Genomic DNA, 22126 nt, shown 5'->3' with positions numbered 1-22126 from the left:
TCGTCGCAAGCTGTCCCGCCTACTTAGTGGACGTGTCCACCAACGTCCCGGAGAACAACGCGGGGCCACGCGTCTTGAGCAGGGTCAGAGAAGTGTAATCAAGGATCGACAACCCGCCATCGATGGGGTGGTCATCGCGTTGCAGCGCTTCCTGAAAAAGAACTTGGCCGCTGGCAGATCGCGATGTTCGCTGAAGGACTTGCACCGTATCGCCGACGCTGCCGATGGCATGGTAGCTATAAATCCACTCCCACGAGCCTTGCCGTCCTCGACAATGCCTCTCCCCGCATGGCTGAAAGAGCCGCCCTGGTGTTCTCTGCTGTCCATGGCCACTCCCTCAGCCTGCTTTGGCCCCGATTTCCTTCTGAAGTGCGTGATCGTCTCGAAGCGAGTCGCTAACCTCAAGATAAGCCATCTCTAGGAAATAGTTGATTAATCTTTGATTTGAGCCCCTGGCAATCGGCAGCAGTTCGCGCAATGTCGATCGGATGTATTCGATATTTTTCCGTTCGGACGGTCTGAGCGAGCTACGCGGCATAGCTGTCTCCCGCAAAGCTGCTGGCCAGGCGTTGACGCGATTTGTGGGTATCCGAACGTTCGACAAACTCCTGCAGTTCACTGCGTATCTTGAGCATTGTTCGATCACCTGTCATGGAAAACTGGTGCTTCAACAGCCGCGCCTGACCAACTCACTTCCGCCAAGCTGAAGCGCGCTCGCCCCGAGCGGCGCAACCCCGGTCAGCGTTGACCGTCGCGCCAGTGGTTCTAACCACACGAAACTTTGCAACTGACAACGTTGTTCACCCCAACAAAACTGCGCCCGTTGGAGGGAGGATCCAACGGGCGCTCGCCTGCAGCCTGACTCCGAATAGGTGAGTTCGATGGCTGCGGCGTACGTCACGCCCCGGCTTTTTAGCAGCCTCAAGGGCCTTCGAAGTAGTGGCAAGGATGTCCGCAGCCAGCCGGTCGGAATTTGCGATCGCGACAAACCAGTTGTGACGCGGGTGGATGTGGGAGCAGCGGCGAACACATTCGCCGTCGGACTTCGCCGTCCAATGACATTTTTCTACGCTCGCGACGAACAGGGAAGTCGTGGTCGGATGATCGGTGATGTTTACTTTCAGGCCCAGTACACGGCGTGATCGGCCCTGCCATCGGTGATCATCGTGGCGATGCGATTCATGTACTTCACGCCGCCTACCTTCTTCAGGCCACCGACGCTCTCGATAAAAGACACAACTACAAGCAGCCTCGTTGAGCGAGTGAAAAAGTAGCGCGATCACGCCGTAGTGCGCGGCGCGTATCAAGCTTTGCCTCCACTGATCTCGCGCGACATCTGGGCATTTCCCGCCGTCAGGCCACCGTCAACGACAAGACTTGCCCCGTTGACGAAGGATGCCTCGCTACTTGCCAGGAAGATGATGGCCGACGCGATTTCCTCCGGCTCCGCTATCCGGCCGAGCGGATACCACTTCCGCAGTGTGTCGAGAACTTCGGGTTGCTCCTTGATGCGCCAATCCCAGGTGCCTGCCGTCCGGATCGTGGCAGGCAGAACCGCATTCGAACGAATGCCGTGTGGACCATAGTCCACCGCCAATTGGCGTGTGAATTGCAGCAATCCTGCCTTGGCCGCGCTGTAAGCCGGATTGCCGACGTTGAAAAGGGCGTTGACAGAGGCGACATTGACGATCGCGCCGGACCCTCTTTCGACCATACCGGGCAGGATCGTGCGCGCAACGATGTAGGAGGCGGTGAGATTGAGGTCAAGTTCTGCTCGCCACCGTTCGACGTCGAGATCATTGAATGTTTCGTATCGGGTCCTGCCAACATTGTTGACCAGGATGTCAACGGAGCCCAGCTTTGCGATCGTGCCGGCGACCGCAGCCTGGACCTGCGCCTCATCCATGACGTCAACGGCAAATGTGAGGCAATTCTTGAAGGCCGCGGCAGCGCGAAGCAGTGCAGCTTCGTCCTTGTCGACGATCGCCACTCGTGCTCCTTCGGAGAGCAGACGATCGACAACGGCATATCCAACACCGGCGGCTCCGCCAGTCACAAAAGCTACTTTTCCGGTCAAGCCTTGCATGTTGCTTCTATCGACCCCGTCGATTGCTGTGCTTACGGTTACGGTGTGGCTTTGTCGTTGATCTGCCGTTCAGCATCAACCGGCCGGCCAAGCAGCACCCTCGCAGAATTTGTGAGGCAGTTTGGTGTCTGGGTCTATTAATGATGTTTGTGTTCTGCATTAATGTTCGAGTTAATCCAGAAAATTGGGTGATTGCATGCTGTCGATCGATGACCTGCGTTTTTTCGCCACCTTGTCAGTAAGCTCATCTCTGGCGGGCGCTGCGCGTGAACTTGGCGTAACGCCTCCTGCGGTAACGCAGCGTCTTCGCCTGCTCGAAGCCAAGCTTGGATTGCGCCTCGTGGATCGCTCGACCCGGCACCTTCGGTTGACGGATGAAGGGCAATTCCTCGCTTCAAGGGGAGGCCGGATCGTCGAAGAGATCTTGAAACTCGGCGCGGACCTGGCGGCGCGAAAGGGGGACGTCGTCGGGCATCTCCGGATCGTCGCTCCCTTTGGGTTCGGTCGTCGCTTTGTGGCCCCGGCAGTCGCGGCTTTTCGAACCGAGAACCCGCAAGTGACCATCAGTCTCACGTTGTCGGAAAGCCCGGTCCGGCTCGGTGACGACCGCTGGGACCTCCTTGTGCATGTGGGCGAGCTCAAGGATTCCTCGCTGATCGTCCATCGGCTTGCGCCCAACGAAAGGGTGATTTGCGCCTCGCCGTCTTACCTGGCGGCGCGCGGGGAGCCGAGGCAGCCCGAGGATTTGAAAGGCCATGATTGTGCCGCCCTGCGCGAGAACGACGAGGACGTCACCCTGTGGCGCTTTACCGAGGCTGCGGGCGATACGCATGCGATCCGCATCAATCCGCAGCTCTCCAGCAATGACGGCGAGGTGGTCCGCCGCTGGGCGATAGCGGGTCTCGGCATCATCATGCGGTCCGAATGGGACGTGGCCGAGGACCTTCGGGAAGGGCGGCTAGTGCAGGTGCTGAATGACTATCATCTTGCTTCGGCCGACATCGTCGTTCTGCTGGGAGCGCGCGAGGGCCGTACAGCCCGTACGGCACTCTTTCTGCGCTACTTGTCGGACGCGCTCAGCCCCACTCCGTGGCGAAGCTTCGATGCGGGCGTGCAGCACCGCTAAGCAGGTTTCGTACGCACCTCATGCCACGCGCCGCAAGACCCGGCCGGATCGCCCGGGCTCCACCTTGCCGTCGAGCACAGCGGCCCTGCCGTTCACGAATACGGCTTTGATGCCGGCTGCCTGCTGTATCGGCACATCGAACGTCGCGGTATCGGCGATCGTGGTCGCGTCGAACAGGACCACATCCGCATAGCCTCCCGGGGCGATAAGGCCGCGATCCCTTAGCTTGAAGGTCGTTGCGGGCAGGCCGGTCATCTTGCGGACAGCTTCTTCGAGCGAGAACAGCTGCAGATCGCGGGCATAGTGCCCAAGAACGCGTGGAAACGTACCCCACAGCCGCGGGTGAGGATGCTGGTCATGCGGCAGTCCGTCCGAGCCGATCATGGTGGCCGGGTGGCCAAGAATGCGGCGGACATCCTCTTCGCTCATGTGGAAATAGATCGCTCCTGCCGGCACCAGGCGCTCTATCGCGTCTTCGATGCTGCAATCCCACTTTCGCGCAATGTCAGACAGATCCTCTCCCCGGATCTCGGGATGAGGCTTGGACCAAGTAATCAGGACGCGCGACGATTTCTTGACCATCGCACCCATCAGCACGGTTGAGCCGGCGACGTAGGGGTAGGCGTCAAGACCGACCGTCTGCGTAGCCCGCGCCTGGTCGATCAGCTTGAGGGTCGAAACGCTGCGCCCGTGATTTTCTATGCCCATGCATTTGTGATGCGAAATTATGAGCGGCACGTTCGCCCGCATAGCGGCGTCGAAGGATTCGCGGAGCGATTCCTCAACCCCCTCCTCTTCGTCCCGCATGTGCGTCGTGTAGACGGCACGCAGTCGCGAGACCACAGCGAGCAGTTCGATCACCTCTTCCGTCGGAGCGGCCCGAGCGAGCGGGTAGTAGAGGCCCGTGCTGAACCCTATGGCACCGGCCTCCAGTGACTCTTCGAGGAGCCTGCTCATCGCCTTGATTTCCGCTGGCCTAGCGGGGCGGTCGAGCGTGTCCATGGTGGCGACGCGCAAGGTGGTGTGGCCGACCATCGGCGCGACATTGACGGCGGGCGGACGGGCGTCGAGTTCGGCCAGATAGTCGGCAAAGCGCGCGTAGCGATAGCTTTCCTGTCCTCCGAGCAGGTCAAGAGGCGCGGGTGGCGAGCGGTGGAGCACGAGGGGGGCAAGGCTGATGCCGCAATTGCCGGTGACTACGGTGGTGACGCCTTGGGTCACTTTCGGCTCCATGGCCGAGCCGCCTATAGCCAGCGCGTCATCATGCGTATGGACATCGATGAAGCCCGGCGCCAGCACAAGACCGTCGGCGTCGATGTCCTGCCGCGCACGGGCGCCCGCGAGATCGCCCACCGCGGCTATGCGGTCGCCGGCAAAGGCGACATCGCCGATCCTTCCCGCAGTTCCTGTGCCGTCGATAATGAGCGCGCGGTGGAACAAGATATCGAAGGAACCATTGTTCTCAATCATTATTGGTCTCCTTCATGGGCTTGATGCGCAATTAAATTGGCGAGGCCGCCATAGGCCTGAAAACAGGTCGCGATGCGGGTCCGGTCATGGTCTGCGGCGAGTAGCAGCGTGAGCAAAAGCCGCGCCTTTGCCGTCTGCAGCCAGCCGCCGAGAATGATGCCGCGGCGCAACAGGTCGATCTCGGAGCCGACGAAGCCGTAGGTTCTCCTCAAAACCTCGCCGCCAGTGACGCGCGTCGAGAGCACGACCGGGATTTTTGTCGCGATCTTTTCGAGACGATCGGCGAAAGCCGGCGGCACGTGGCCGGCGCCCATGCCTTCGATGACGAGGCCAGCGCACCCACGCTCGACCGCCGCCTCCGCGAGATCGCCCTCTTCGCCCATAGAAGCTTTCAGGGCCGCGACGTTCGGCAAAGGACCGAGCTGTGCGACAGGAATGCGAGCGAGCCCCGCGACTGGACAAAGAGCGAATGTTGCGATGCCTTCACTCACCCAGCCGATTGGTCCTGTCGGAGTCGATCGGAAGGCGCCGACACTCAATGTGCCGGCCTTGTGAACGAAACGGGCGGCGTGGATCTGCCCATCGAGCGCGACGGTGACGCCGGCCCTTGTGGCGTCACCGCTCGCCGCCACGGCGATGGCATCGCGCAGGTTGGCCGGGCCATCGGCGCCAGGCGCATCGGCGTGACGCATCGCTCCCGTCACGACGATCGGCATTGTCCGGGTTGCGATGATGTCGAGCACGAAGGCTGTCTCTTCGATCGTGTCGGTGCCTTGCGTAACGACGACGCCTGCATAGTCCATCGCGGCGAGCCCGTCGATATGATGCGCAAGTTCAACGAGATCTTGGGGCCTCAATTGCGCGCCCGCCACCTTTCTGAGCGTGATCGGCTCGATCTCGAGGCCCGAAACAGCTGGCTGGAGACTGGCGAGGAGGTCCTTGCTCGTCAGCGAGGGGACGACGCCACCCTCGGCTTGCGCGGTCATGGTGATGGTGCCGCCGAGAGAGACCACGGCGATTCTCTTGCTTGAACTCTGTTGTGCGACCACGTCTATGTCCTCGGGATGTCAGCCACGCCGGCGCGGGGCGGCTGGGTCGCCAACCAATGGCGTGCGATGTCGATCCGACGCGCCACCCAGACGCGATCGCCAAGATCCTGAAGATACTGCATGAACTTCTCGAGCGCCCAGAGCCTGGCCGGTCGACCAACAATGCGTAAGTGCAGGCCGATATTGAGCATCTTCGGTTCGCCTCGCTTGCCCTCGTCGAGCAGGAACTCGACCGCACAGCGCAGGTAGTCGAAATAGGCCTGAGGGGAGCCCCACGGATCGCCCGCGATGAACTTGAAGTCGTTGCTGTCGAGCGCGTAGGGGACGATCAGCATCGGGCCACCGGGCAGACTGGTGTCGTAGTAGGGCAGGTCGTCGTTGTACGCGTTCGAATCGTAAACGAAGCCGAGTTCCTGCAGGATACGACGCGTGTTCAGGCTCGGCGCCCACATACTGTAGAAGCCGAGCGGCCGTTCGCCCGTCACGCGCTCTATCACCTCATTCGCCTTCTGCAGTTCCGCCTTCTCGGTCTCGTAGTCCTTGAACAGGGCATGGCAGACCCAACGATAGCCATGACATGCTGGTTCATGGCCCCGCTCGACGATCTCGCGGGCAATTTGCGGGGAGCGCTCGACCGCGCGACCACACATGTAGAAGGTGGAGGTGCGGGAATAGCGGTCGAAAAGATCCAGAATGCGCCAAACGCCGGCTCTCAGGCCGTATTCATGGAGTTGCTCCATGGCGAGGTCGCGCATGCCGTCGGGCAACGCAGAGACGAACTCGCCGAGCTTGTCGTTCGTCGGTTGCCCATCCTCGTGGGCGTTCTCCGCGCCCTCTTCGAGATTGACGACGAAGGAGATCGCCAGTCCAGCATTGCCAGGCCAGTCCACCTTCGGCTTCACCCTGCCGTAGCCAAGGAAATCGCGCGGACGGGAATCGGATTTTTCACTCATCGAAGTACCACTCGTATCGGTCAAAACATCACGTCCCCGCCATTTGGCGACAAAGTCTGGCCCACGTAGTAGTCTCCATCGCTCGAAGCCAACAGGACCGCCGTCGGCGCGATCTCGTCGGGCTTGCCGAAGCGGCCAAGGGGAAGCTGAGCACGTTTCCAGGCCCTGTACTCGTCGCTAAGCGTATCGTTCAGCCGCGTGTCGACGGGACCGGGCGCGATTGCGTTGACGAGTACGTTGTGTGGCGCGGCCTCATGGGCGAGCGCCCGCGTGAAGCCGATCAGAGCGGCCTTGGCGGCGCAATAATGTGTAAGACCCGGCGCGCCCTTGTAGGCAAGTTGGGATGTGATGTTGATGATCCGCCCCCAGCGGCGTTCGCGCATTCCAGGGTAGACCTGTTGGGCGGCGCGGAAGGAAGCCTTCACATGCACGTCCAGCATCCGATCGAGGCTGTCCGGCCGAATGGCCTCGAAGGGCGTCTCGCCGCTCACGCCGGCATTGTTGACGAGAATGTCTGTAGGCCCGAGCCTCGCCTCGGAGGCTGCGATGAAGGCGGTCAGCGCTGCGGCATCCGCGACGTCACAGCGTTGGGTCGCGCCGACGCGGCCCAGGCTGCATATCTCCTCGACAATCCGGCTACCGCCGTCGTCATCGTCATCGTGGCAGACCGCGACGTTGGCGCCCGCCCGAGCGAAGGCGAGGGCGATCGCCGCGCCGATACCACGACTACCCCCGGTAACAATGGCGTTGCGGCCAAGAAGGCCCTGTGTGGTCATGGGTTGCTCCATCAGGCGCTGGTCCGCATTTCACGCCCGGAAATCAGCATCATGACGATGATGATGACGCCATAAGCGATTTGACGGGCGGAGTCGGGCACCTGCATGACCGAAAGCATGCTCAGAAGGATGGTGATGAGGAGACTGCCGATAACAGTCCCGAGCACGGTCCCACGTCCTCCGAGGACATTGGCGCCTCCGATCACGACGCCAGCGATGGCCGGCAGGAGGTAGGGATCGCCCATGGCCTGATAGGCCATCCTGGAATAGCCAGCCAGCATCACCCCGGCGAGAGCGCTGCACATTCCCGCTGCGGCAAAGGAAAAGATCAGGACCAGGCGGGTATCGACACCCGAAAGATAGGCTGCGCGCTCGCGGTTCCCTATGGCGAAGATATAACGGCCGAGCGGCGTCAGGCGAAGGATGAAACCCGCAAGGATAGCGAGAAGAATCCAGACCAGGGTGGCATTGGGCACGCCGAGAATGCGCCCCCCGGCGAGCCATTGCATGAGGCCGGTCGCGCGATCCTGTGGCGCATAACCGCCCGTGTAGAGCACCATCAGGCCCTGCACGACAGCATTGACGCCAAGCGTGAAGATCATCGACGGAATGCGAAGAACCGCCACGCCTAGCCCGTTGACCGTGCCGACGATCAGCCCGCAGAGGAGGGCGAAAGGAATGGCCAGGGCGGTGCCTCCCGGCCCGAGATTGCCCGCCGCGGTTGCCATCATTCCTCCCATGGTCACCACCCAGGGAATGGACAGATCGACATGTCCGAGAAGCACGACCATGAGGACGCCTATGGCGATGATGCCGAGGAAGGCGCCGATCTGAAGCTGCTGGAGGAGGTAGGTCGGCGAAATAAAATTGCTGGAATAGAAGCTGCCCACCAGCAGCAGCAGCACAATGACCCCGACGGCGATCAACGAAGGGCGATCGATGTATCGGCCGAGTGCGCGAAACGGCATCATTGGAATACCTCCATACGGTTGCGAAGGCGGAAGATGCGCACCGCACCGAGACTGACGGCGCCGAGCAGGACGATCCCCTGAAACAAGGGCTGCCACAGCGGAGGCAGCCCGAAGGCAAGCAGCAGATCGTCGATGGTGCGGAGCGTGAACGCGCCGAAGATGGAGCCGAAGGCGCCGCCGGCCCCACCGTAAAGAGAGGTCCCGCCGATGACCACGGCCGCGATCGAGTTCAGCGTGTATGCACCGCCGATGGTGGCCCCGGCATCACCCGAATATGTTACGAAGGTCACGAAGAGCCCGGCTATTCCGGAGAGCAGGCCGGAAAGCGTGTAGGCAACGAGCTTCGCTCGGCTGACGGAAACGCCGGACATGTAGGCCGCGGATTCGGCCGATCCGGCAGCGTAGCAGTGGCGGCCGACGACGGACATGCGGAACGGCACCCAGACCAGCAGGACAACGGCAAGCAACAGCACGAGGGAGGTCGGGATCGCCCCAAAAAGATGCGAAGTCAGGAAGTCGGCGAGGTCCTCGTTGATGCTGCCGCCAGGTGTCGGCCGTATCGCCAAAGCAATGCCGGAATAGATCGAGCCGGTCGCCAACGTAACGATGATCGAGGGAAGCCTGCCGAAAACCACCAGGAGGCCATTGCACAGACCGGCCAGAGCGCCCGCCAGGAGCACGCCGCAGATGCCGAGCGCGACCTCGCCAGGCGTGCCGGTGACCAACGCCGACGCGATGCAATTCGTCATGATGAAGATCATGCCCGCCGAAAGATCGACGCCGCGCGTGATGATCACCAGCGTCTGCGCCATGCTGATGAGGGCCAGCGCCACGGCCTTGTTGGCAGCGGTGTCAAGTACGGCCACCTGCCAGCCTGCGGAACCTTTGGTGATGTAGGTCGCGAACATTGCGGCAAAGACGAGGCCGGCGAGGATAGGCGCATAATTTTGGGCGAGCCAGATGCGGACGTTGGTCATTGAGCCGCCCTTCCTTCATCCGAATGGGCGGCCGCATCGAGTGCCAGCGAGGCGGCAACGATGTTGTGCTCGACGATGTCGTCGCCATCAAGCTCCCGTCGCACCGCACCATCGTAGAAAATCGCAACCCGGTCGCAGCAGCCGATCAACTCGTCATAGTCCGTCGAATAGAACAGGATCGCAGTACCTTCGTCCGCGAGCTTTCGCATCAAGGCATAGATTTCCTGCTTGGTGCCGACATCGATGCCGCGCGTCGGATCGTTGAGAAGGAGGATCCGCGCGCCGGTCATCAGCCATTTGCCGATCAGGACCTTCTGCTGGTTGCCGCCGGAGAGGGTCCCCACCACGACATCGGGGTTTGCAGCCTTGATCGCCATGCGCTCGACCTGCCGGCCAATTTCGGCGTTCTCCGAAGCGCGATCGATCATAAGGCGCCGCACATAGCGCCCGATCGAAGCGAGCGACATGTTGTCCCGTACCGTCATCGGCAGGATGAGGCCCTCTGTTTTCCGATCCTCGGGGACAAGTGCGATGCCCACCGCCTTGGATTTCGCCTTGCGGGGGCTGGAGATGGTGACGGAGGCGCCATTGACGCGCACGGTACCGGTGACGCCGCGTAGGACGCCGAAAAGTGCAAGGAACAGTTCCCGCTGGCCTTGGCCGTCCAGACCGCCAAGGCCAACGATTTCGCCGGCATCCACAGAGAGCGAAACATCTTTGATGCGATCGGCCCAGCTAAGATGTTCTATCTCAAGGGCCGGCCGGGGCGCCTTTGTGCGTGCAGGTTTTTCTGGAAAGACATGCTTGAAATCGCGGCCGATCATCATGCGCACGATCTCGCCGTCGGTGTGCTCGCCATTGGCGAAAGTCGCGACGTTCTGCCCATTGCGAAAGACGGAGCACTCATCGGCCAGATGAGCGATCTCATGCATGCGATGGGAGATGTAAAGTATCGCCACGCCTTCGTTGCGAAGGCGTTCGATGAGGCTGTAGACCTTCTTAACATCTTCGCCCGTCAGCGCGGACGTTGCCTCATCCAGGATGACTAGGCGCGCCCTGCGGCCGAGCGCCTTGGCGATCTCGACCATCTGTTTGCGCGATAGCGACAAGTTCCGGACCAGTTCGCCGGGGTGGATGTCACCGCAACCCACGCGATCCAGGAGGTTCTTCGCGAAACGCCGCTGCGCCGCAAAGTTGACGAAACCCAAGCGTCCCGGCGGCGACGTCAAACAGATGTTCGCTTCGACCGAGAGGTCGGGGATCAGGGACAATTCCTGAAAGATGCCCACGATGCCGTTTTTCATGGCATCGGCCGGAGTCGCAAAGCTGACCGCTTGCCCGTCGAGGAGTATGGCGCCGTCATCGGGGCGAACGACACCGGAGATGATCTTGATAAGGGTCGACTTACCAGCGCCATTTTCGCCAAGCACCGCATGCACAGCCCCACGCTGACACGCGAAGTTCACGGTGTTCAGCGCCGTTACGCCGCCATAGCGCTTCGAGATACCCGAGAGTTGCAGGAATGGCGCCTGACTCAGCTCGCGTGTTCGTCTCGCATTAGTATCGATGGGCGTCATGGACATGGGCGTGGCTAGCTCCGAACACGATGGCTGCACCAAGGATGTGCGCCAAGGGACCCGAATGACCGGACAATGATGTGTCCGCGGCATGCCCCTGCGCAAGGCTTGTGAACAAGGCGAAAGTGCAGGCGCCCCCGCTCATGCGGTGCGAGGTGCGCCATGGCATTTCGTATCCGCCTTCTCCCCATTGCGGCGGGCATTGCCGAGGCAAAGCCCGCCCACGGACCGAACTGGTCATTCGACGACCTGCTTCATGATCTCCTCGGTGCTCTGGTCGACACTGCAGGCTGGAAACGTGTTGTCGGGGAAAAAGCCGCTGCCAAGTTCGGGGAAGAAGCTTATGCCCTGCTTGAAGTTCGGTGCCTTCGTGACCGGCAGAGGCAACGCGATATCCTGTGGCATCACCTCGCCTTGCAGCGCCGACAACGCGGCCTTGATCGCCACTGACGAGATGGCGGGCGGGGCTGCAACGGCGAGACATTTCAACCCCTCGGCCTCGTGCTCCGCGCACATCTGATTGAAGCCGTTCTCACCCTCGCCAGCGATCGGAATCATCGCATGATGAGCGTCCAGCAGGGCTTGCAACGTCCCGTCCGAGCCGCCCTGGTTCGCGATGCCGTCAAAATGGCCATAGACCGCGATGGCGTCAGCAGTCACCTTGTGCGAGGTACCTGAGTCCCAATTTCCGACGACTTGAATAACCTCGTAGTTCTTCCCGCTACCATCGACGATCTCGTGGAAGCCCTTGCTGCGATCGCGATCTGCACCCGTGCCTTGCAAACCCCGCACTTCCAGGATCCTGCCGCCCGGTTTCACATTATCGACCATCCAACGGCCCTGGATGCGACCCATTTCGAAGGTGTCAACATTGACCTGGAGGATCTTGTTGGAATCCGCCCTGTTGTCGAAATTGATCATGACGACGCCGGCTGCATTCGCGCGCCGGATAACGGGCGCAATGCCGGCGGGGCTCACAGCGTCGGTCAGGATCGCATCGAACCCCTGGTTGATGTAGTTGTCGACTGCGGCGACTTGGGCGGCGACGTCCGTTCCCGTGCTGATGGCAGCAAATTCCTTGATCTGGTCCTTAACGCCGGGTTCGCTCGCGTATCCCTTCGCGTTCTTGATCATCTGGATGCGCCATGTGTTGCCGACAAAGCCGTTTACAAGCGCGATACGGTAGGGTCCCGGCTTCTTGGCCCATTGAAAGAATGCCGATTTGGGGAAGGGCGTGAAGCAGTCGGGCAAATAGCCCGGCCCGGAAACCACTTTATAGCCGTCGGCAGCGCTTGCGACACCCGCCCCGAGGGCCAGGATCGATGCAAGAGCGGCGGTGACAAGATGATGGTGCTTTCTCATTTCAACCTCTCTGGATGTTAATTTCTTCTGTGGTCGCTGCCGATATGCTTCGGCTTCATTCGGGCAAAGTCAGGGGCTGTCTTGACCTCCCATGCTCGCCTTCGATGGGGTGGTATTCTCACGTTCGGCAGTCCGGATGGCGATGGCTTCGATCTCGATGAGGTAGCCGTCGTGGAGATGAGGCACCGGCACGACCGAACGCGCCGGACGGACCGCGCCGAATATCTCGCCGAACAGCTGGTTGAAGATCGGCCATCTCTCGATGCCGACCAAGAAAACGGTCACTTTGAGCACCTGCTCAGGACTGCTCCCCGCGGCGCGCAGAATTGTGAAAAGATTGCTTAGGGCCTGCCGCACCTGAGCTTCGAAGCTTCTGTCGCTTTCGCCGCCGTCGGGACGCACCGGCAACTGGCCAGAGACGAATACGAGGTCTCCATGTGCCGCGGCCTGGCAATAATGACCGGTCGGCGTCGGCGCATCCGCCGTCTGGACGCTGAGTGGAGTGCTCATATTCACCATCCCGAGAAGCGATCCCACACGGCGGTAACCTCGCGGGAGCCTTTTGATACGACATTGTAACGATGATGCTGCGCCGCTGTGGCGCATGCGTGATTTGGCAGGATCCGAACCAGCGTGCCAATAGGAAGGTCAGGCAACGCCCTGCGGCTGTCCGGTCGCAGCGAAAGGATTCCATGCTCCTGGCTCGCTCCGCTCATGATGAGATCGGGGATGATCTCACCGTCGAGGTCGCAGACGACGCCATAGCCCTGGCTGACGCGCTGACCTGCAGTGCCGAGATCGCGCGACATCGCCATCCACCCGGCATCTACCAGAATCCGCCGGCCGTCATGCTGATGACCAATGACAGTTGCAAGCACGCTCAACGCGATGTCATCGACCGAGCAGACGCCGAGGCCGGCCATAACCAGGTCGAAGAAGGCGAAAACGCCGGCGCGCACCTCCGTCACCCCCGTGAAGTCGCGAGAAAAAAGGGCTGTTGGCGTCGAGCCGACACTGACGATTGGGCAGGGCAGGCCGGCATTGCGCAGGAGCTCTGCGCTCCGTGTAGCGGCTCGCCGCTCCCGCTCGGCAACGGCCCTAATTTCGTCCACCTCACGACACTCATATGTGGCGCCGGAATAGGTGAGAATACCGCGTAGTTCTGCGCCGCCCTCATGCAATGCGCGCCCTACTGCGAGTACTGTCTCGGTCTCATCCGCGGGCACGCCACCCCGATAACCATCCGCGTCGATCTCGATCAGGACCGGAATCGGATCGCCCTCGAGCCGAGCCTTTGCCGCGACGGCCTCGGCCTGCGCAATGCTATCGACGAGGATCGAAAGATCGACCCCCTTTGCCCGGAGGGCCAAGACCGCATCGAGCTTGTTGGGCGCAATTCCGACAGCATAGAGGATGTCACGCACGCCGGCGTCAGCAAATTGTTCGGCCTCCTTGAGCGTCGACACAGTGATCGGGCCTCTGGGGCTCGTCATGACTCGCCGCGCAACCTCGACGCATTTCGCCGTCTTCATGTGTGGACGAAACGTGACGCTTTGAGCTTCGATCCTGCTCAGTAGACCTGATATATTATTCGACATCCTTTCTTCATCAAGAATGAGAGAAGGAGTCTTCACAAGATCGATTGTCGTATTATTGGACATGAATACGCCCATCCTTGTGTATTGTTACTTTGAGATGATGCCATAGTCGCTTGTGTAAGAAACTAAACTCGCCTCGATCTGTCAGTGTGATTGCTGCCATCCCAATTTAGAATAGGATGTCCGCTATCGTCGATTCATAATCGATGCGTTCTGCGTTAAGGCTGACCTTAATTCTGTCCCGCTTCCGGCTTTGCTGAACTTGCGCCCGAACAGGGTACGCGGAGAGCGGCGAGTGTCGCGCCCTTTCTGCAGAAGGAAGTCATCGCCCGGATTAGAATAGTTATGCGCCCAGCATGTCGAATTGCTTGGTCAGGACGCCTGCTCCAATATGCCTCGTTCCGAGCTAGGGATAAGGCGCAGACGGCGCAACCATGCGGTCATCTCGAGCGACTTAGCCGTGCGTATAAAATATCTGCTCGGATGAAGTTCGTCACTTGATTTCCTCCCGCTTGCCGACCGACCAAAGCGGAGCCCTACGTCGACACACAGATGTCTGCGCGTTGGTCGTCATGATGGCGAGCGATGTTCCGAGGGCGCCTTTCGAGGTCGGCGTGAAGGACGATGTTCGGAGCTTTGAGGGCTTCGACATATGACGATTTCAGAGCTTACGCTTAAGTCGAACGACTTGGAGCCGGTGCGCCAGTTCGAGGTGTTCGCGGGCTCAGGTCGGCGCCGCGAATGGCCTCCAGAGGAGAAGGCGCGGATCGTTGCGGAGAGCTACGAGGCTGGCGAGACGGTTTGGTGGCGGTGGCAGAGTTTCCATGCAGGCCACCCGGGTGGCAGAGCGCGCGGTATACCGGCTGATGTCACACCTGAAAATTCTTCCGCTGGCCAACGAATGGAAGGAGGAGAGCGAAAGCCGGCTGATGCGCGCCAGCCAACAGCACTATTTCTATGCCGATCGCGACGGAATCTTTGAGCCGGCCGCGGCCTTGGGCGATGAGGTCGCAAAGGGCGACCTTGCGGGCACAGTTCTCAACCCTGAAACCCCCGCACAACCCGGCACGAAAGTCCTGTTCCCCGCGTCCGGAACCTGGATTTGCGGCAGGGCAATCGGAAGGGTTCGCAGGGGCGACTGCCTTGGTCATCTGCTTGCCGATGTTTCGCGTGATGAAATCCTGGCCGCGGAATGAACAGGGATTTTCGATCCGACAATGTGGCTCCGCCGCTCCCGCAAATTCTTGATGCAGCCATCCGTAGCGGCGGCCTGTGGATGGACGCCTACGCTGACGACCAAGCCACTGGGCGTTTGGAGCAAAGACTAGCCGCTATGTTCGAGCACGACGTTGCAGCATTTCCGATCCTGACGGGAACGGCGGCGAACGCGCTTGCTCTCGCGCAGATATCGGGACGTTTCGGTCAGATTCTTTGCCACAGATCCTCGCATATCCATGTCGACGAGTGCGGAGCCGTGGAATTCCACAGCCAGGGGAACCGACTGAAGGCCCTTGAGGGCAAGGATGGAAAACTGGAAGCGGGACACATGCATCCGTGGCTTCGGACCTCTCGATGATGTGCATCAACTGCGCACGACGGCGCTCTCGCTCAGTCAGGCGACAGAAGTTGGGACATATTACTGCGCAGACGAGGTGCTGCGGCTGGCGGGCTGGGCCAAGGACAATGGCGCCGCGGTGCATATGGACGGCACCCGCTTCGCCAATGTCGTCGTCGCGTCCGGTTCGACACCCGCCGAGCTTACCTGGCGCGCCGGGGTCGATGTCCTATGTCTCGGAGGCACGAAGGGCGGCGCAATCGGTGCCGAGGTTGTGGTGTTCTTCGACCGCGAAATGGCTGTTGATTTCAAACGGCTGATGAAGCGCTCGGGCCACCTGGCATCCCGCTTGTGGTTTCTGGCGGTTCAGCTCGAGGCCTATTTCGGTGATGATCTTTGGCAAGAGACGGCTCGGCATGCAAACGCGATGGCGCGCCTGTTGGGAAACACGCTCTCGGAAAGCGGCCTGGTGTCACCTTGTTACCCTGTGCAGACCAACATGGTTTTTCTGAAGGCGGGGATGAGCACATATGAACATCTTCGAGAGCTCGGGTACAAATTCTATCTGATAGAAGATGAGATCGAGGGTAAGGTCGCCAGATTTGTTACGTCATGCGCTACAAAACCGGAAGATGTTGAAACGCTGGCTGATGTGATCATCAGTGCGCGCTCCATTGATGATTGATGATGATTATGCGGGCCGTCAAAAAGTCGGCTCGTGCCAGGCCCTGCCTACAATCTCGCCAATCAGCGCTTGAAGCGTGTGGTGAACCCGGAGTCACGGTTGACCACGACTTCAAGCTCTGGCGCAATGAGCGGTCATCCCTGCCGAACCGGGCGAGAAATAGCGGCGTGACATCCCCGCCTTTTCATGCTCCCATTCTCGGACGGAACGGTGTCCCCATCTTCGTTGGCCGCCCCAGCACAAGGGCGGTCAATGTCATCTCCTAAGCGGAGGACTACGAGTGGAAACCCGTCATATCTCTGTAACGAACACTTTTCATAGTAATCCTGTAGAGATTGCTCCTTGCGCATGGCACGTGTCATCCAAGTCGCGATCTGATGGCACTAAAGCCGATCGAGAGAGCCGACAGATCGTCTCCAAGCGTTACAAAGGTCGGCGAGAGCGCCAGTGCTGCTTCGCGCAACCTCGGATCTGCCGCGGGTAGTGCCCACTTTTTTCCCTCGCGCAGGGCTGCGTTTGCGATATGACTCAGGTCCGCCACATCTTCATCCGATGCTGTAAAAGCGCCTCGTGCTCGGGTCATCGAAAGATCCGCCGGCCCCATGAAGAGCCCATCAACGCACGGCAGAGCTGCGATTGCCGAGGCATCCGCGAAGGCTTCCGCCGTTTCGATCATCGCATAGCAATGACGCTGTTCGTTCTCTATCCGAAAAAAATTGTCGTCCGCACCTTGATAGCGCTGTGTCCTGCTGTAGCCCACTCCTCGCGTTCCGCGCGGAGTGAACTTGGCGTATTCAGTTACTTCCCTGGCATGCGCGATGTTACGAAGCTGCGGCAGGACGATGGCATCGGCTCCTATATCCAAGGCATTCTGGATATTAGGGCGTGTCGCTTCCGCGAGCCGTACATAAGCCTGCAAACCGATTGACTGGCAAAATGGTAGCAATTGATCCAAGGCACGCAAATCCAATGTGCCGTGTTCCATGTCGAAAAGCACAAGGTCGAACCCGGCCAAGCGGGCAATCTCACAGGCTTTTTGATTATCGCTTTCAAGCCAGAAGCCGATCGCAGGTTTCACCGATTCACGCGCACTCGTCATCGAGGTCTCAATCCTTCAATTTGCACGAAAGTAAGTTAGATCCGTTGTCAGGCGACGCTCTTGCGAACATGGGCAGCCAAGGCCTTCGCAACACCTTCGAATCCCTTGTCGCGGAAATAGATCACGACCTCCGCATCCGACAACCGAGGCAGGCCAGAATCGGCCCCCAAGACCCGCAGGCCTTCGGTCACCTCGGTCTTGCCCATTGCCGTGATCCCGATGCCCGCGATGACCGAGGCTCGGATTCCGGCCATTGTGCTGCTGTTGCAGACCGCAACCCATTGCTGTCCGACGCTTGACAGCGCCCGCACGGCAGCTTTCCGGTAGAAACAAGGATCCGGGAGGATGACCAGGGGAAGTGGCTGGCGCATGGGACTCGGAACAGCGCTTGACGCTACCCAGACCAGTTGCTCCGACCAGAGGGGGACCGAATTCGAACCATTTGCCTCGGCGGCGATGACGATGAGATCGAGGCGGCCCTGCAACATTTCGAGCATCAAATTGTTGCTCAGCTTGACCTGAACCTGAAGGTTGGCATCAGGAAACACTTTGGAAAAGGAGTGTAGGACGGCTGGAAGTCTGTAATTGCCGAGTTCTTCCAATATCCCAAGCCGCACGAACGCTTTGAGGCTAGGCAAGGTCAGTCTGGCCATTGCTTCGTCGTGCAATGCAATGATCTGGCGCGCATATTCCATCAGGGTCAGACCGACAGGTGTCAGCGGCACGCCGCGCGTCGAGGTTCGCTCGAACACCTGGCTGCCGACCCGCTCCTCCAACCGCTTGATCTGCAAACTGATCGCCGGCTGACTGCGGCCGAGAACCTCGGCTGCCTGTGAGAAGCCGCCCGATTGATAGACGGTGGCAAAAGCCCTGAGCAAGTCGACATCCAGATCGCCCGGCATTTTGTATTTCATTTCCATATGGAGTTTATAAAAACAATAAATTTGTAAAATACCATAACGGCAGATAGCCTTGCACACAAGATGCGGAGAGCGCTGGTGAACGTTGGAGAAAATGCACGACGACGAGGCGAGCGCGGGCAACTCGCGTGCCTGCTGGTTCCGCCATTGCTGACGCTACTCGTTCTGTTTGTCGCGCCCATTTCGCTGATGGCGGTCTACGGCTTCTGGGCAACCGACGAGAACTATCTGATCCAGCAGTCGCTACAGCTCACCCAATATGAAAAGATCGTCCACGATCCGCTGTATCTGGGGACGCTTGTTTCATCTGCCGGCATGGCGTTGATGACAACGGTCGGTGCACTGTTGCTCGCACTGCCGCTCTCTTACTATCTTGTTCGTTTCGTCTCGCCGCGATGGCGCGTCCTGCTGGTGCTGGCGCTGATCGTGCCCGGCTGGGTCAGCGTGCTGATCCGAACCTATTCTTGGAACCTCGTGATTGGCGAGGCTGGTCTGATGAACTGGCTTCTGCTCTCGACAGGTGTGATCAACGAACCAATCAGGCTACTATTCACCAAGACATCGGTCGTCATTGGTCTCGTCTATATTTACCTGCCCTACATGCTGGTGCCGATCTATGCATCGATCGAGCGCCTCGACGAGTCCCTGCTCGAAGCCGCAGAAAATCTCGGAGCAGGGCCGTTCCGACGTTTCCTTCACGTAACGCTACCCTTGATATCGCCTGGCATCGTTGCCGGCTGCGTGATCACGTTCATTCCCGCCGTGGGTGAATATGTGGTGCCGAACATGCTCGGCGGTCTGAAGGGCATGATGTACGGCAATCTCATCACGACGGCCTTCTCGAATTTCGATTGGCCCTTAGGGGCTGCGCTTTCGATGGTTCTCTTGGCGAGCATCTTGGCCTGCCTGTTGATTGTCGGTCGCTTTCTCGACGTCAACCGCAGCGTTCTGGGTCGCGAGTAGGTGGCATGTTGACACGTTGGGCTCTCGGAACATTTTCACTCATCATCTATGCAATCGTCTATCTGCCGATCGCACTCATCGTCCTCACCAGTTTCAACCAGAGTCCGATCACCACATTGCCGATCGAGCATCTCGACATCCACTGGTACAAAGCACTGTTCGACGACACGAAGACGCTGCAGTCGCTCTGGACGAGCCTTCAGGTCGGGGGGATCTCCACTCTTGTCGCCACCATTCTTGGCCTTATGTCCGCCCTGGCGATCGTTCGTCACAATTTTCGCGGCAAGAATGTTTTTCTGCTTTTGACCATCATGCCGATGCTTGCGCCAGGCATCATCATGGGTGTCTCGCTTCTGCTGTTCGCGCGCGCTGTGGGCTTCCAGACAGGGTTCGTCGCCGTCCTGCTCGGCCACATTCTGCTGGCGTTGCCCTACTGCACCTTCATCCTTATCTCCAGCCTGGCCCGTTTCGACCGGTCGCTGGAAGAGGCTGCGCGGGGTCTGGGCGCTGGTGAACTAGCGGTGCTGCGGTGCGTCACCCTGCCGGGCATCGCGCCGGGAATTATCGGCGCTGCACTCTTTGCCTTTACGATTTCGATCGGCGAGTTCGTCGTCAGTTTCTTCCTGACGTCAGCTGGCACGACGACGCTGCCCATCCGGATCTATTCGATCGTCAAGGTGGGAATTACCCCCGAGATTAATGCCGTGTCCACGCTCATCCTCGTGGCGACGCTCGCCTTGAGCGCCGTGGCACTCCGTCTAACTTGGTCCAAACGCAACTAATATCAGTGGGAGGTTATGCATGAATAGGCGTCAAATACTCGTGGCAAGCGCGGCAGCCATCACGATCGCGCTGCCCGGCGTCAGCTGGGCAGAGGATGAGAAAATCGGCGGTGAAATCAACGTATTGAGCTGGGGCAACTATATCGACTTCGCCTTACCTGCCTTTGAAAAGAAATACGGCGTCAAGGTCAACATCGACTACTACGCCGACGAGAAGGAGGCGATGAATAAGATACGAGCCACTGGCCTTGGCACTTACGACATCGTCTTTCTCGGCGTCGGACAGGAAGAGGTGGCTATGAAGCAAGGGCTGACCGATCCGATCGACGTCTCGAAGCTCAGCAACTTCAAGGACATGTATGAGCCATTCCAGAAGCCGAAGGCAGACGGCACGTATGATCACGTCACCTACTCGTGGGGTGCCAACGGCCTGATCGCCTACGATCCCTCCAAGACGGGCGGGCCAATCAAATCCTGGAAGGATGTTTATTCAGGCAAGTTCAAGGGCCGCATCGGCAAGATCGACAAGGCGAACGAGCAAGCCTACCGCAGTGTCTTCCAGGCCGGCCTCAAATACGGACCAATGAACGACGAACAGTGGGGCACGGTCGAGAAGACGCTGGGGGCCGACATGCCTCAGGTGCGCACCGTGTACCAGCACTATGATGAGATGACACAACTGCTCGCCGCCGGCGAAATCTGGATCGCCGACACCGACGACGGAGGCTTCCGTCAGGCGAAAGCCAAGGGCCTGAACCTCGAACTTGCTTATCCAGAGGAAGGCTTCATTGCTTGGTATGACGGTCCCTGCCTCATTAAGAACGCGCCGCACCCGGAAGCAGCCTATGCCTTCATTGATCACATGATCTCGGCGGAGACGCAGGCCCAGCTCGGCAAGGAACTCGGCTACGCGCCGGCCAACTCGAAGGCTGTCGCCTTGATGGATCCGGCGCTCCGCAAAACCCTCGGCGTCGATAAGAGCGAGGAGAACCTAGCGCGCGTCCAGTTCCAACGCGACCTCGGTGCCGCATATGAAAACAAGGCAACTGAGGTCTGGCAGAAAGCCAAGGCTCAGGTTCAATGAAGCGCGCGCGGCTAGGCGGGAAGCCGCCTAGCCGCCACTACTTTGGTGAAAAACAGTGACGCTCCAGCTCAATAGTATCGAAAAATCCTTCGGCGAGGCCCATGCTGTGAGGGGAGTTAGTTTCTCACTGTCACAGGGCGAAGTTTTAAGCCTGCTCGGACCCTCTGGCTGCGGCAAGACAACGACCCTGCGCATGATCGCTGGCTTCGAGCAGCCGAGCGCTGGCACGATCATGCTCGCCGGAAAGGACATTACTCATACACCGGCCAGACACCGGAATATCGGCATGGTCTTCCAGTCATACGCGCTGTTTCCGCATATGAACGTCGCTGACAATGTCTCTTTCGGACTCCGGATGCGCGGGATGGGACGCGCTGAACGTGAAGAGCGCATCAGGTCGGCGCTCGACATCGTTCGCATGGGCTCGTTCGCCGATAGGTCGACGAAGCAGCTCTCTGGCGGCCAGCAACAGCGCGTGGCCCTGGCGCGCGCGCTGGCGATCAGGCCGGACATTCTTCTTCTGGACGAGCCGCTATCAGCACTTGATCTGAAGTTGCGTGAAGAAATGCGCGACGAAATTAGTCGCATCGTGCGAGAACTCAAGATCACGACGGTTTTTGTCACCCATGACCAGAGCGAGGCGCTGGTTCTGGCCGACTACGTCGCGGTGATGAATGGCGGCGTCGTCGAACAGTTGGATACGCCAACGCGCCTGTATCGGAATCCGGAAACGCCATTCGTGGCCAATTTCATTGGTGGTGCAAACGTAATCAAGGGCGCGGTGTCGCGGCTTGGAAACTTCACCGCCGCAGGTGACATTGCCATTCCCTTGCCCTGCGGCGCCGAGTCGACCGTGAAGGCGATCGCCATCCGGCCAGAAGATATCCGCCTGCTGCCCCTGTCCGCGTCTGCTGACCTCGCCGGCACTGTTGAACAGTGCCGTTTCCTCGGGGGCATCACCGAATATGTCGTGAGTGTCTCACCAGCCCTGGCATTGACGGTCCGCACTGAAAGCTACGAGCCCTTCAAGATTGGCCGTCGCGTCCATCTCGAGATCCGGCGCGACAGAGTCATCTGTCTACGTACCAATTGA

At 59.8% G+C, this 22126-nt stretch carries 22 protein-coding genes; 9 read left to right on the top strand and 13 right to left on the bottom strand.

The annotated features are described in order from the left end of the window. The first annotated feature begins 881 nt into the window (after positions 1-881). Positions 882-1142, top strand: a complete 261-nt coding sequence (locus ABVQ20_RS39145; RefSeq protein ID WP_354465136.1) for a hypothetical protein — start codon at positions 882-884, stop codon at positions 1140-1142. Positions 1143-1303: 161 nt separating this feature from the next. Here the strand turns inward: ABVQ20_RS39145 and ABVQ20_RS39140 are convergent, their stop codons facing one another. After that, positions 1304-2086 carry an SDR family NAD(P)-dependent oxidoreductase gene (locus tag ABVQ20_RS39140; protein ID WP_354465135.1) on the bottom strand — a complete coding sequence of 261 codons (783 nt, stop codon included), beginning with the start codon at positions 2084-2086 and terminating at the stop codon, positions 1304-1306. A gap of 196 nt (positions 2087-2282) precedes the next feature. Here ABVQ20_RS39140 and ABVQ20_RS39135 point away from each other — a divergent pair, with 196 nt between their 5' ends. Next, the gene (locus ABVQ20_RS39135) at positions 2283-3212 is read left to right on the top strand and encodes a LysR family transcriptional regulator (protein WP_354465134.1); all 930 of its coding nucleotides are present in this window, start codon (positions 2283-2285) and stop codon (positions 3210-3212) included. Between the two features lie 18 nt (positions 3213-3230). Here ABVQ20_RS39135 and ABVQ20_RS39130 read toward each other — a convergent pair whose 3' ends face one another. From ABVQ20_RS39130 to ABVQ20_RS39085, 10 genes are all read right to left on the bottom strand, one after another. Continuing rightward, on the bottom strand, positions 3231-4682 hold the full coding sequence (locus ABVQ20_RS39130) for an N-acyl-D-amino-acid deacylase family protein (RefSeq protein WP_354465133.1): 1452 nt from the start codon (positions 4680-4682) through the stop codon (positions 3231-3233). Then, positions 4682-5731, bottom strand: a complete 1050-nt coding sequence (locus tag ABVQ20_RS39125) for an asparaginase (protein WP_354465132.1) — start codon at positions 5729-5731, stop codon at positions 4682-4684. Before ABVQ20_RS39125 ends, ABVQ20_RS39130 begins: the two co-directional genes overlap by 1 nt. Positions 5732-5733: 2 nt before the next feature. Then, positions 5734-6684, bottom strand: coding sequence for a polysaccharide deacetylase family protein (locus ABVQ20_RS39120; RefSeq protein ID WP_354465131.1), 951 nt, complete (start codon positions 6682-6684; stop codon positions 5734-5736). A 20-nt stretch (positions 6685-6704) separates the two neighbouring features. Beyond that, positions 6705-7460 (bottom strand): SDR family NAD(P)-dependent oxidoreductase, encoded by a 756-nt coding sequence (locus ABVQ20_RS39115; protein WP_354465130.1) that lies wholly within the window; start codon positions 7458-7460, stop codon positions 6705-6707. An 11-nt stretch (positions 7461-7471) separates the two neighbouring features. After that, positions 7472-8431: an ABC transporter permease gene (locus ABVQ20_RS39110; RefSeq protein ID WP_354465129.1), complete on the bottom strand. Its 960-nt coding sequence runs from the start codon at positions 8429-8431 to the stop codon at positions 7472-7474. Next, on the bottom strand, positions 8428-9408 hold the full coding sequence (locus ABVQ20_RS39105) for an ABC transporter permease (protein WP_354465128.1): 981 nt from the start codon (positions 9406-9408) through the stop codon (positions 8428-8430). The genes ABVQ20_RS39110 and ABVQ20_RS39105 overlap by 4 nt, the downstream gene beginning before the upstream one ends. Continuing rightward, positions 9405-10991 (bottom strand): sugar ABC transporter ATP-binding protein, encoded by a 1587-nt coding sequence (locus tag ABVQ20_RS39100; RefSeq protein ID WP_435528514.1) that lies wholly within the window; start codon positions 10989-10991, stop codon positions 9405-9407. The genes ABVQ20_RS39105 and ABVQ20_RS39100 overlap by 4 nt, the downstream gene beginning before the upstream one ends. Positions 10992-11222: 231 nt before the next feature. Then, positions 11223-12257 carry a substrate-binding domain-containing protein gene (locus tag ABVQ20_RS39095; RefSeq protein ID WP_354465127.1) on the bottom strand — a complete coding sequence of 345 codons (1035 nt, stop codon included), beginning with the start codon at positions 12255-12257 and terminating at the stop codon, positions 11223-11225. Positions 12258-12416: 159 nt separating this feature from the next. After that, on the bottom strand, positions 12417-12866 hold the full coding sequence (locus ABVQ20_RS39090) for a RidA family protein (RefSeq protein ID WP_354465126.1): 450 nt from the start codon (positions 12864-12866) through the stop codon (positions 12417-12419). Next, positions 12860-14008, bottom strand: a complete 1149-nt coding sequence (locus ABVQ20_RS39085; RefSeq protein WP_354465125.1) for an alanine racemase — start codon at positions 14006-14008, stop codon at positions 12860-12862. The genes ABVQ20_RS39090 and ABVQ20_RS39085 overlap by 7 nt, the downstream gene beginning before the upstream one ends. A 761-nt stretch (positions 14009-14769) precedes the next feature. Between ABVQ20_RS39085 and ABVQ20_RS39080 the strand changes: the two genes are divergently transcribed. From ABVQ20_RS39080 to ABVQ20_RS39070, 3 genes are read left to right on the top strand one after another with little or no spacing between them, the layout of a single operon-like run. Further along, complete coding sequence (locus tag ABVQ20_RS39080; RefSeq protein WP_435528513.1) at positions 14770-15141, top strand: succinylglutamate desuccinylase/aspartoacylase family protein; 372 nt, start codon at positions 14770-14772, stop codon at positions 15139-15141. Then, positions 15138-15521: a beta-eliminating lyase-related protein gene (locus ABVQ20_RS39075; protein WP_354465123.1), complete on the top strand. Its 384-nt coding sequence runs from the start codon at positions 15138-15140 to the stop codon at positions 15519-15521. Before ABVQ20_RS39080 ends, ABVQ20_RS39075 begins: the two co-directional genes overlap by 4 nt. Continuing rightward, on the top strand, positions 15469-16185 hold the full coding sequence (locus tag ABVQ20_RS39070; protein WP_354465122.1) for a threonine aldolase family protein: 717 nt from the start codon (positions 15469-15471) through the stop codon (positions 16183-16185). Before ABVQ20_RS39075 ends, ABVQ20_RS39070 begins: the two co-directional genes overlap by 53 nt. Before the next feature lie 358 nt (positions 16186-16543). Here the strand turns inward: ABVQ20_RS39070 and ABVQ20_RS39065 are convergent, their stop codons facing one another. Both ABVQ20_RS39065 and ABVQ20_RS39060 read right to left on the bottom strand, forming a co-directional pair. Beyond that, on the bottom strand, positions 16544-17284 hold the full coding sequence (locus ABVQ20_RS39065; protein WP_354465121.1) for an HpcH/HpaI aldolase family protein: 741 nt from the start codon (positions 17282-17284) through the stop codon (positions 16544-16546). A gap of 47 nt (positions 17285-17331) precedes the next feature. Beyond that, on the bottom strand, positions 17332-18204 hold the full coding sequence (locus ABVQ20_RS39060) for a LysR substrate-binding domain-containing protein (protein ID WP_354465120.1): 873 nt from the start codon (positions 18202-18204) through the stop codon (positions 17332-17334). A gap of 78 nt (positions 18205-18282) precedes the next feature. On the opposite strand from ABVQ20_RS39060, the gene ABVQ20_RS39055 reads away from it, so the two are divergent. The 4 genes from ABVQ20_RS39055 to ABVQ20_RS39040 are packed head-to-tail and all read left to right on the top strand — an operon-like array spanning position 18283 to position 22126. Next, positions 18283-19167: an ABC transporter permease gene (locus tag ABVQ20_RS39055; protein ID WP_354465119.1), complete on the top strand. Its 885-nt coding sequence runs from the start codon at positions 18283-18285 to the stop codon at positions 19165-19167. Between the two features lie 5 nt (positions 19168-19172). Further along, positions 19173-19949, top strand: a complete 777-nt coding sequence (locus ABVQ20_RS39050) for an ABC transporter permease (RefSeq protein WP_354465118.1) — start codon at positions 19173-19175, stop codon at positions 19947-19949. A gap of 19 nt (positions 19950-19968) precedes the next feature. Beyond that, positions 19969-21033, top strand: coding sequence for an ABC transporter substrate-binding protein (locus ABVQ20_RS39045; RefSeq protein WP_354465117.1), 1065 nt, complete (start codon positions 19969-19971; stop codon positions 21031-21033). A gap of 55 nt (positions 21034-21088) precedes the next feature. Continuing rightward, a complete protein-coding gene (locus tag ABVQ20_RS39040) occupies positions 21089-22126 on the top strand; it encodes an ABC transporter ATP-binding protein (RefSeq protein ID WP_354465116.1) in 1038 nt (345 codons plus the stop codon).

Source organism: Mesorhizobium shangrilense, from assembly GCF_040537815.1.
GTDB lineage: Bacteria > Pseudomonadota > Alphaproteobacteria > Rhizobiales > Rhizobiaceae > Mesorhizobium > Mesorhizobium shangrilense.
This window is presented reverse-complemented; position numbering and strand designations above follow the sequence as displayed.

Excerpts from the sequence above, each read along its gene's own strand:
- ABVQ20_RS39145 (WP_354465136.1), top strand. The coding sequence starts at position 882 with ATGGCTGCGGCGTACGTCACGCCCCGGCTTTTTAGCAGCCTCAAGGGC.
- ABVQ20_RS39140 (WP_354465135.1), bottom strand. The coding sequence starts at position 2,086 with ATGCAAGGCTTGACCGGAAAAGTAGCTTTTGTGACTGGCGGAGCCGCC.
- ABVQ20_RS39135 (WP_354465134.1), top strand. The coding sequence starts at position 2,283 with ATGCTGTCGATCGATGACCTGCGTTTTTTCGCCACCTTGTCAGTAAGC.
- ABVQ20_RS39130 (WP_354465133.1), bottom strand. The coding sequence starts at position 4,682 with ATGATTGAGAACAATGGTTCCTTCGATATCTTGTTCCACCGCGCGCTC.
- ABVQ20_RS39120 (WP_354465131.1), bottom strand. The coding sequence starts at position 6,684 with ATGAGTGAAAAATCCGATTCCCGTCCGCGCGATTTCCTTGGCTACGGC.
- ABVQ20_RS39115 (WP_354465130.1), bottom strand. The coding sequence starts at position 7,460 with ATGACCACACAGGGCCTTCTTGGCCGCAACGCCATTGTTACCGGGGGT.
- ABVQ20_RS39110 (WP_354465129.1), bottom strand. The coding sequence starts at position 8,431 with ATGATGCCGTTTCGCGCACTCGGCCGATACATCGATCGCCCTTCGTTG.
- ABVQ20_RS39105 (WP_354465128.1), bottom strand. The coding sequence starts at position 9,408 with ATGACCAACGTCCGCATCTGGCTCGCCCAAAATTATGCGCCTATCCTC.
- ABVQ20_RS39100 (WP_435528514.1), bottom strand. The coding sequence starts at position 10,991 with ATGTCCATGACGCCCATCGATACTAATGCGAGACGAACACGCGAGCTG.
- ABVQ20_RS39090 (WP_354465126.1), bottom strand. The coding sequence starts at position 12,866 with ATGGTGAATATGAGCACTCCACTCAGCGTCCAGACGGCGGATGCGCCG.
- ABVQ20_RS39085 (WP_354465125.1), bottom strand. The coding sequence starts at position 14,008 with ATGTCCAATAATACGACAATCGATCTTGTGAAGACTCCTTCTCTCATT.
- ABVQ20_RS39080 (WP_435528513.1), top strand. The coding sequence starts at position 14,770 with ATGCAGGCCACCCGGGTGGCAGAGCGCGCGGTATACCGGCTGATGTCA.
- ABVQ20_RS39075 (WP_354465123.1), top strand. The coding sequence starts at position 15,138 with ATGAACAGGGATTTTCGATCCGACAATGTGGCTCCGCCGCTCCCGCAA.
- ABVQ20_RS39070 (WP_354465122.1), top strand. The coding sequence starts at position 15,469 with ATGGAAAACTGGAAGCGGGACACATGCATCCGTGGCTTCGGACCTCTC.
- ABVQ20_RS39065 (WP_354465121.1), bottom strand. The coding sequence starts at position 17,284 with ATGACGAGTGCGCGTGAATCGGTGAAACCTGCGATCGGCTTCTGGCTT.
- ABVQ20_RS39060 (WP_354465120.1), bottom strand. The coding sequence starts at position 18,204 with ATGGAAATGAAATACAAAATGCCGGGCGATCTGGATGTCGACTTGCTC.
- ABVQ20_RS39050 (WP_354465118.1), top strand. The coding sequence starts at position 19,173 with ATGTTGACACGTTGGGCTCTCGGAACATTTTCACTCATCATCTATGCA.
- ABVQ20_RS39045 (WP_354465117.1), top strand. The coding sequence starts at position 19,969 with ATGAATAGGCGTCAAATACTCGTGGCAAGCGCGGCAGCCATCACGATC.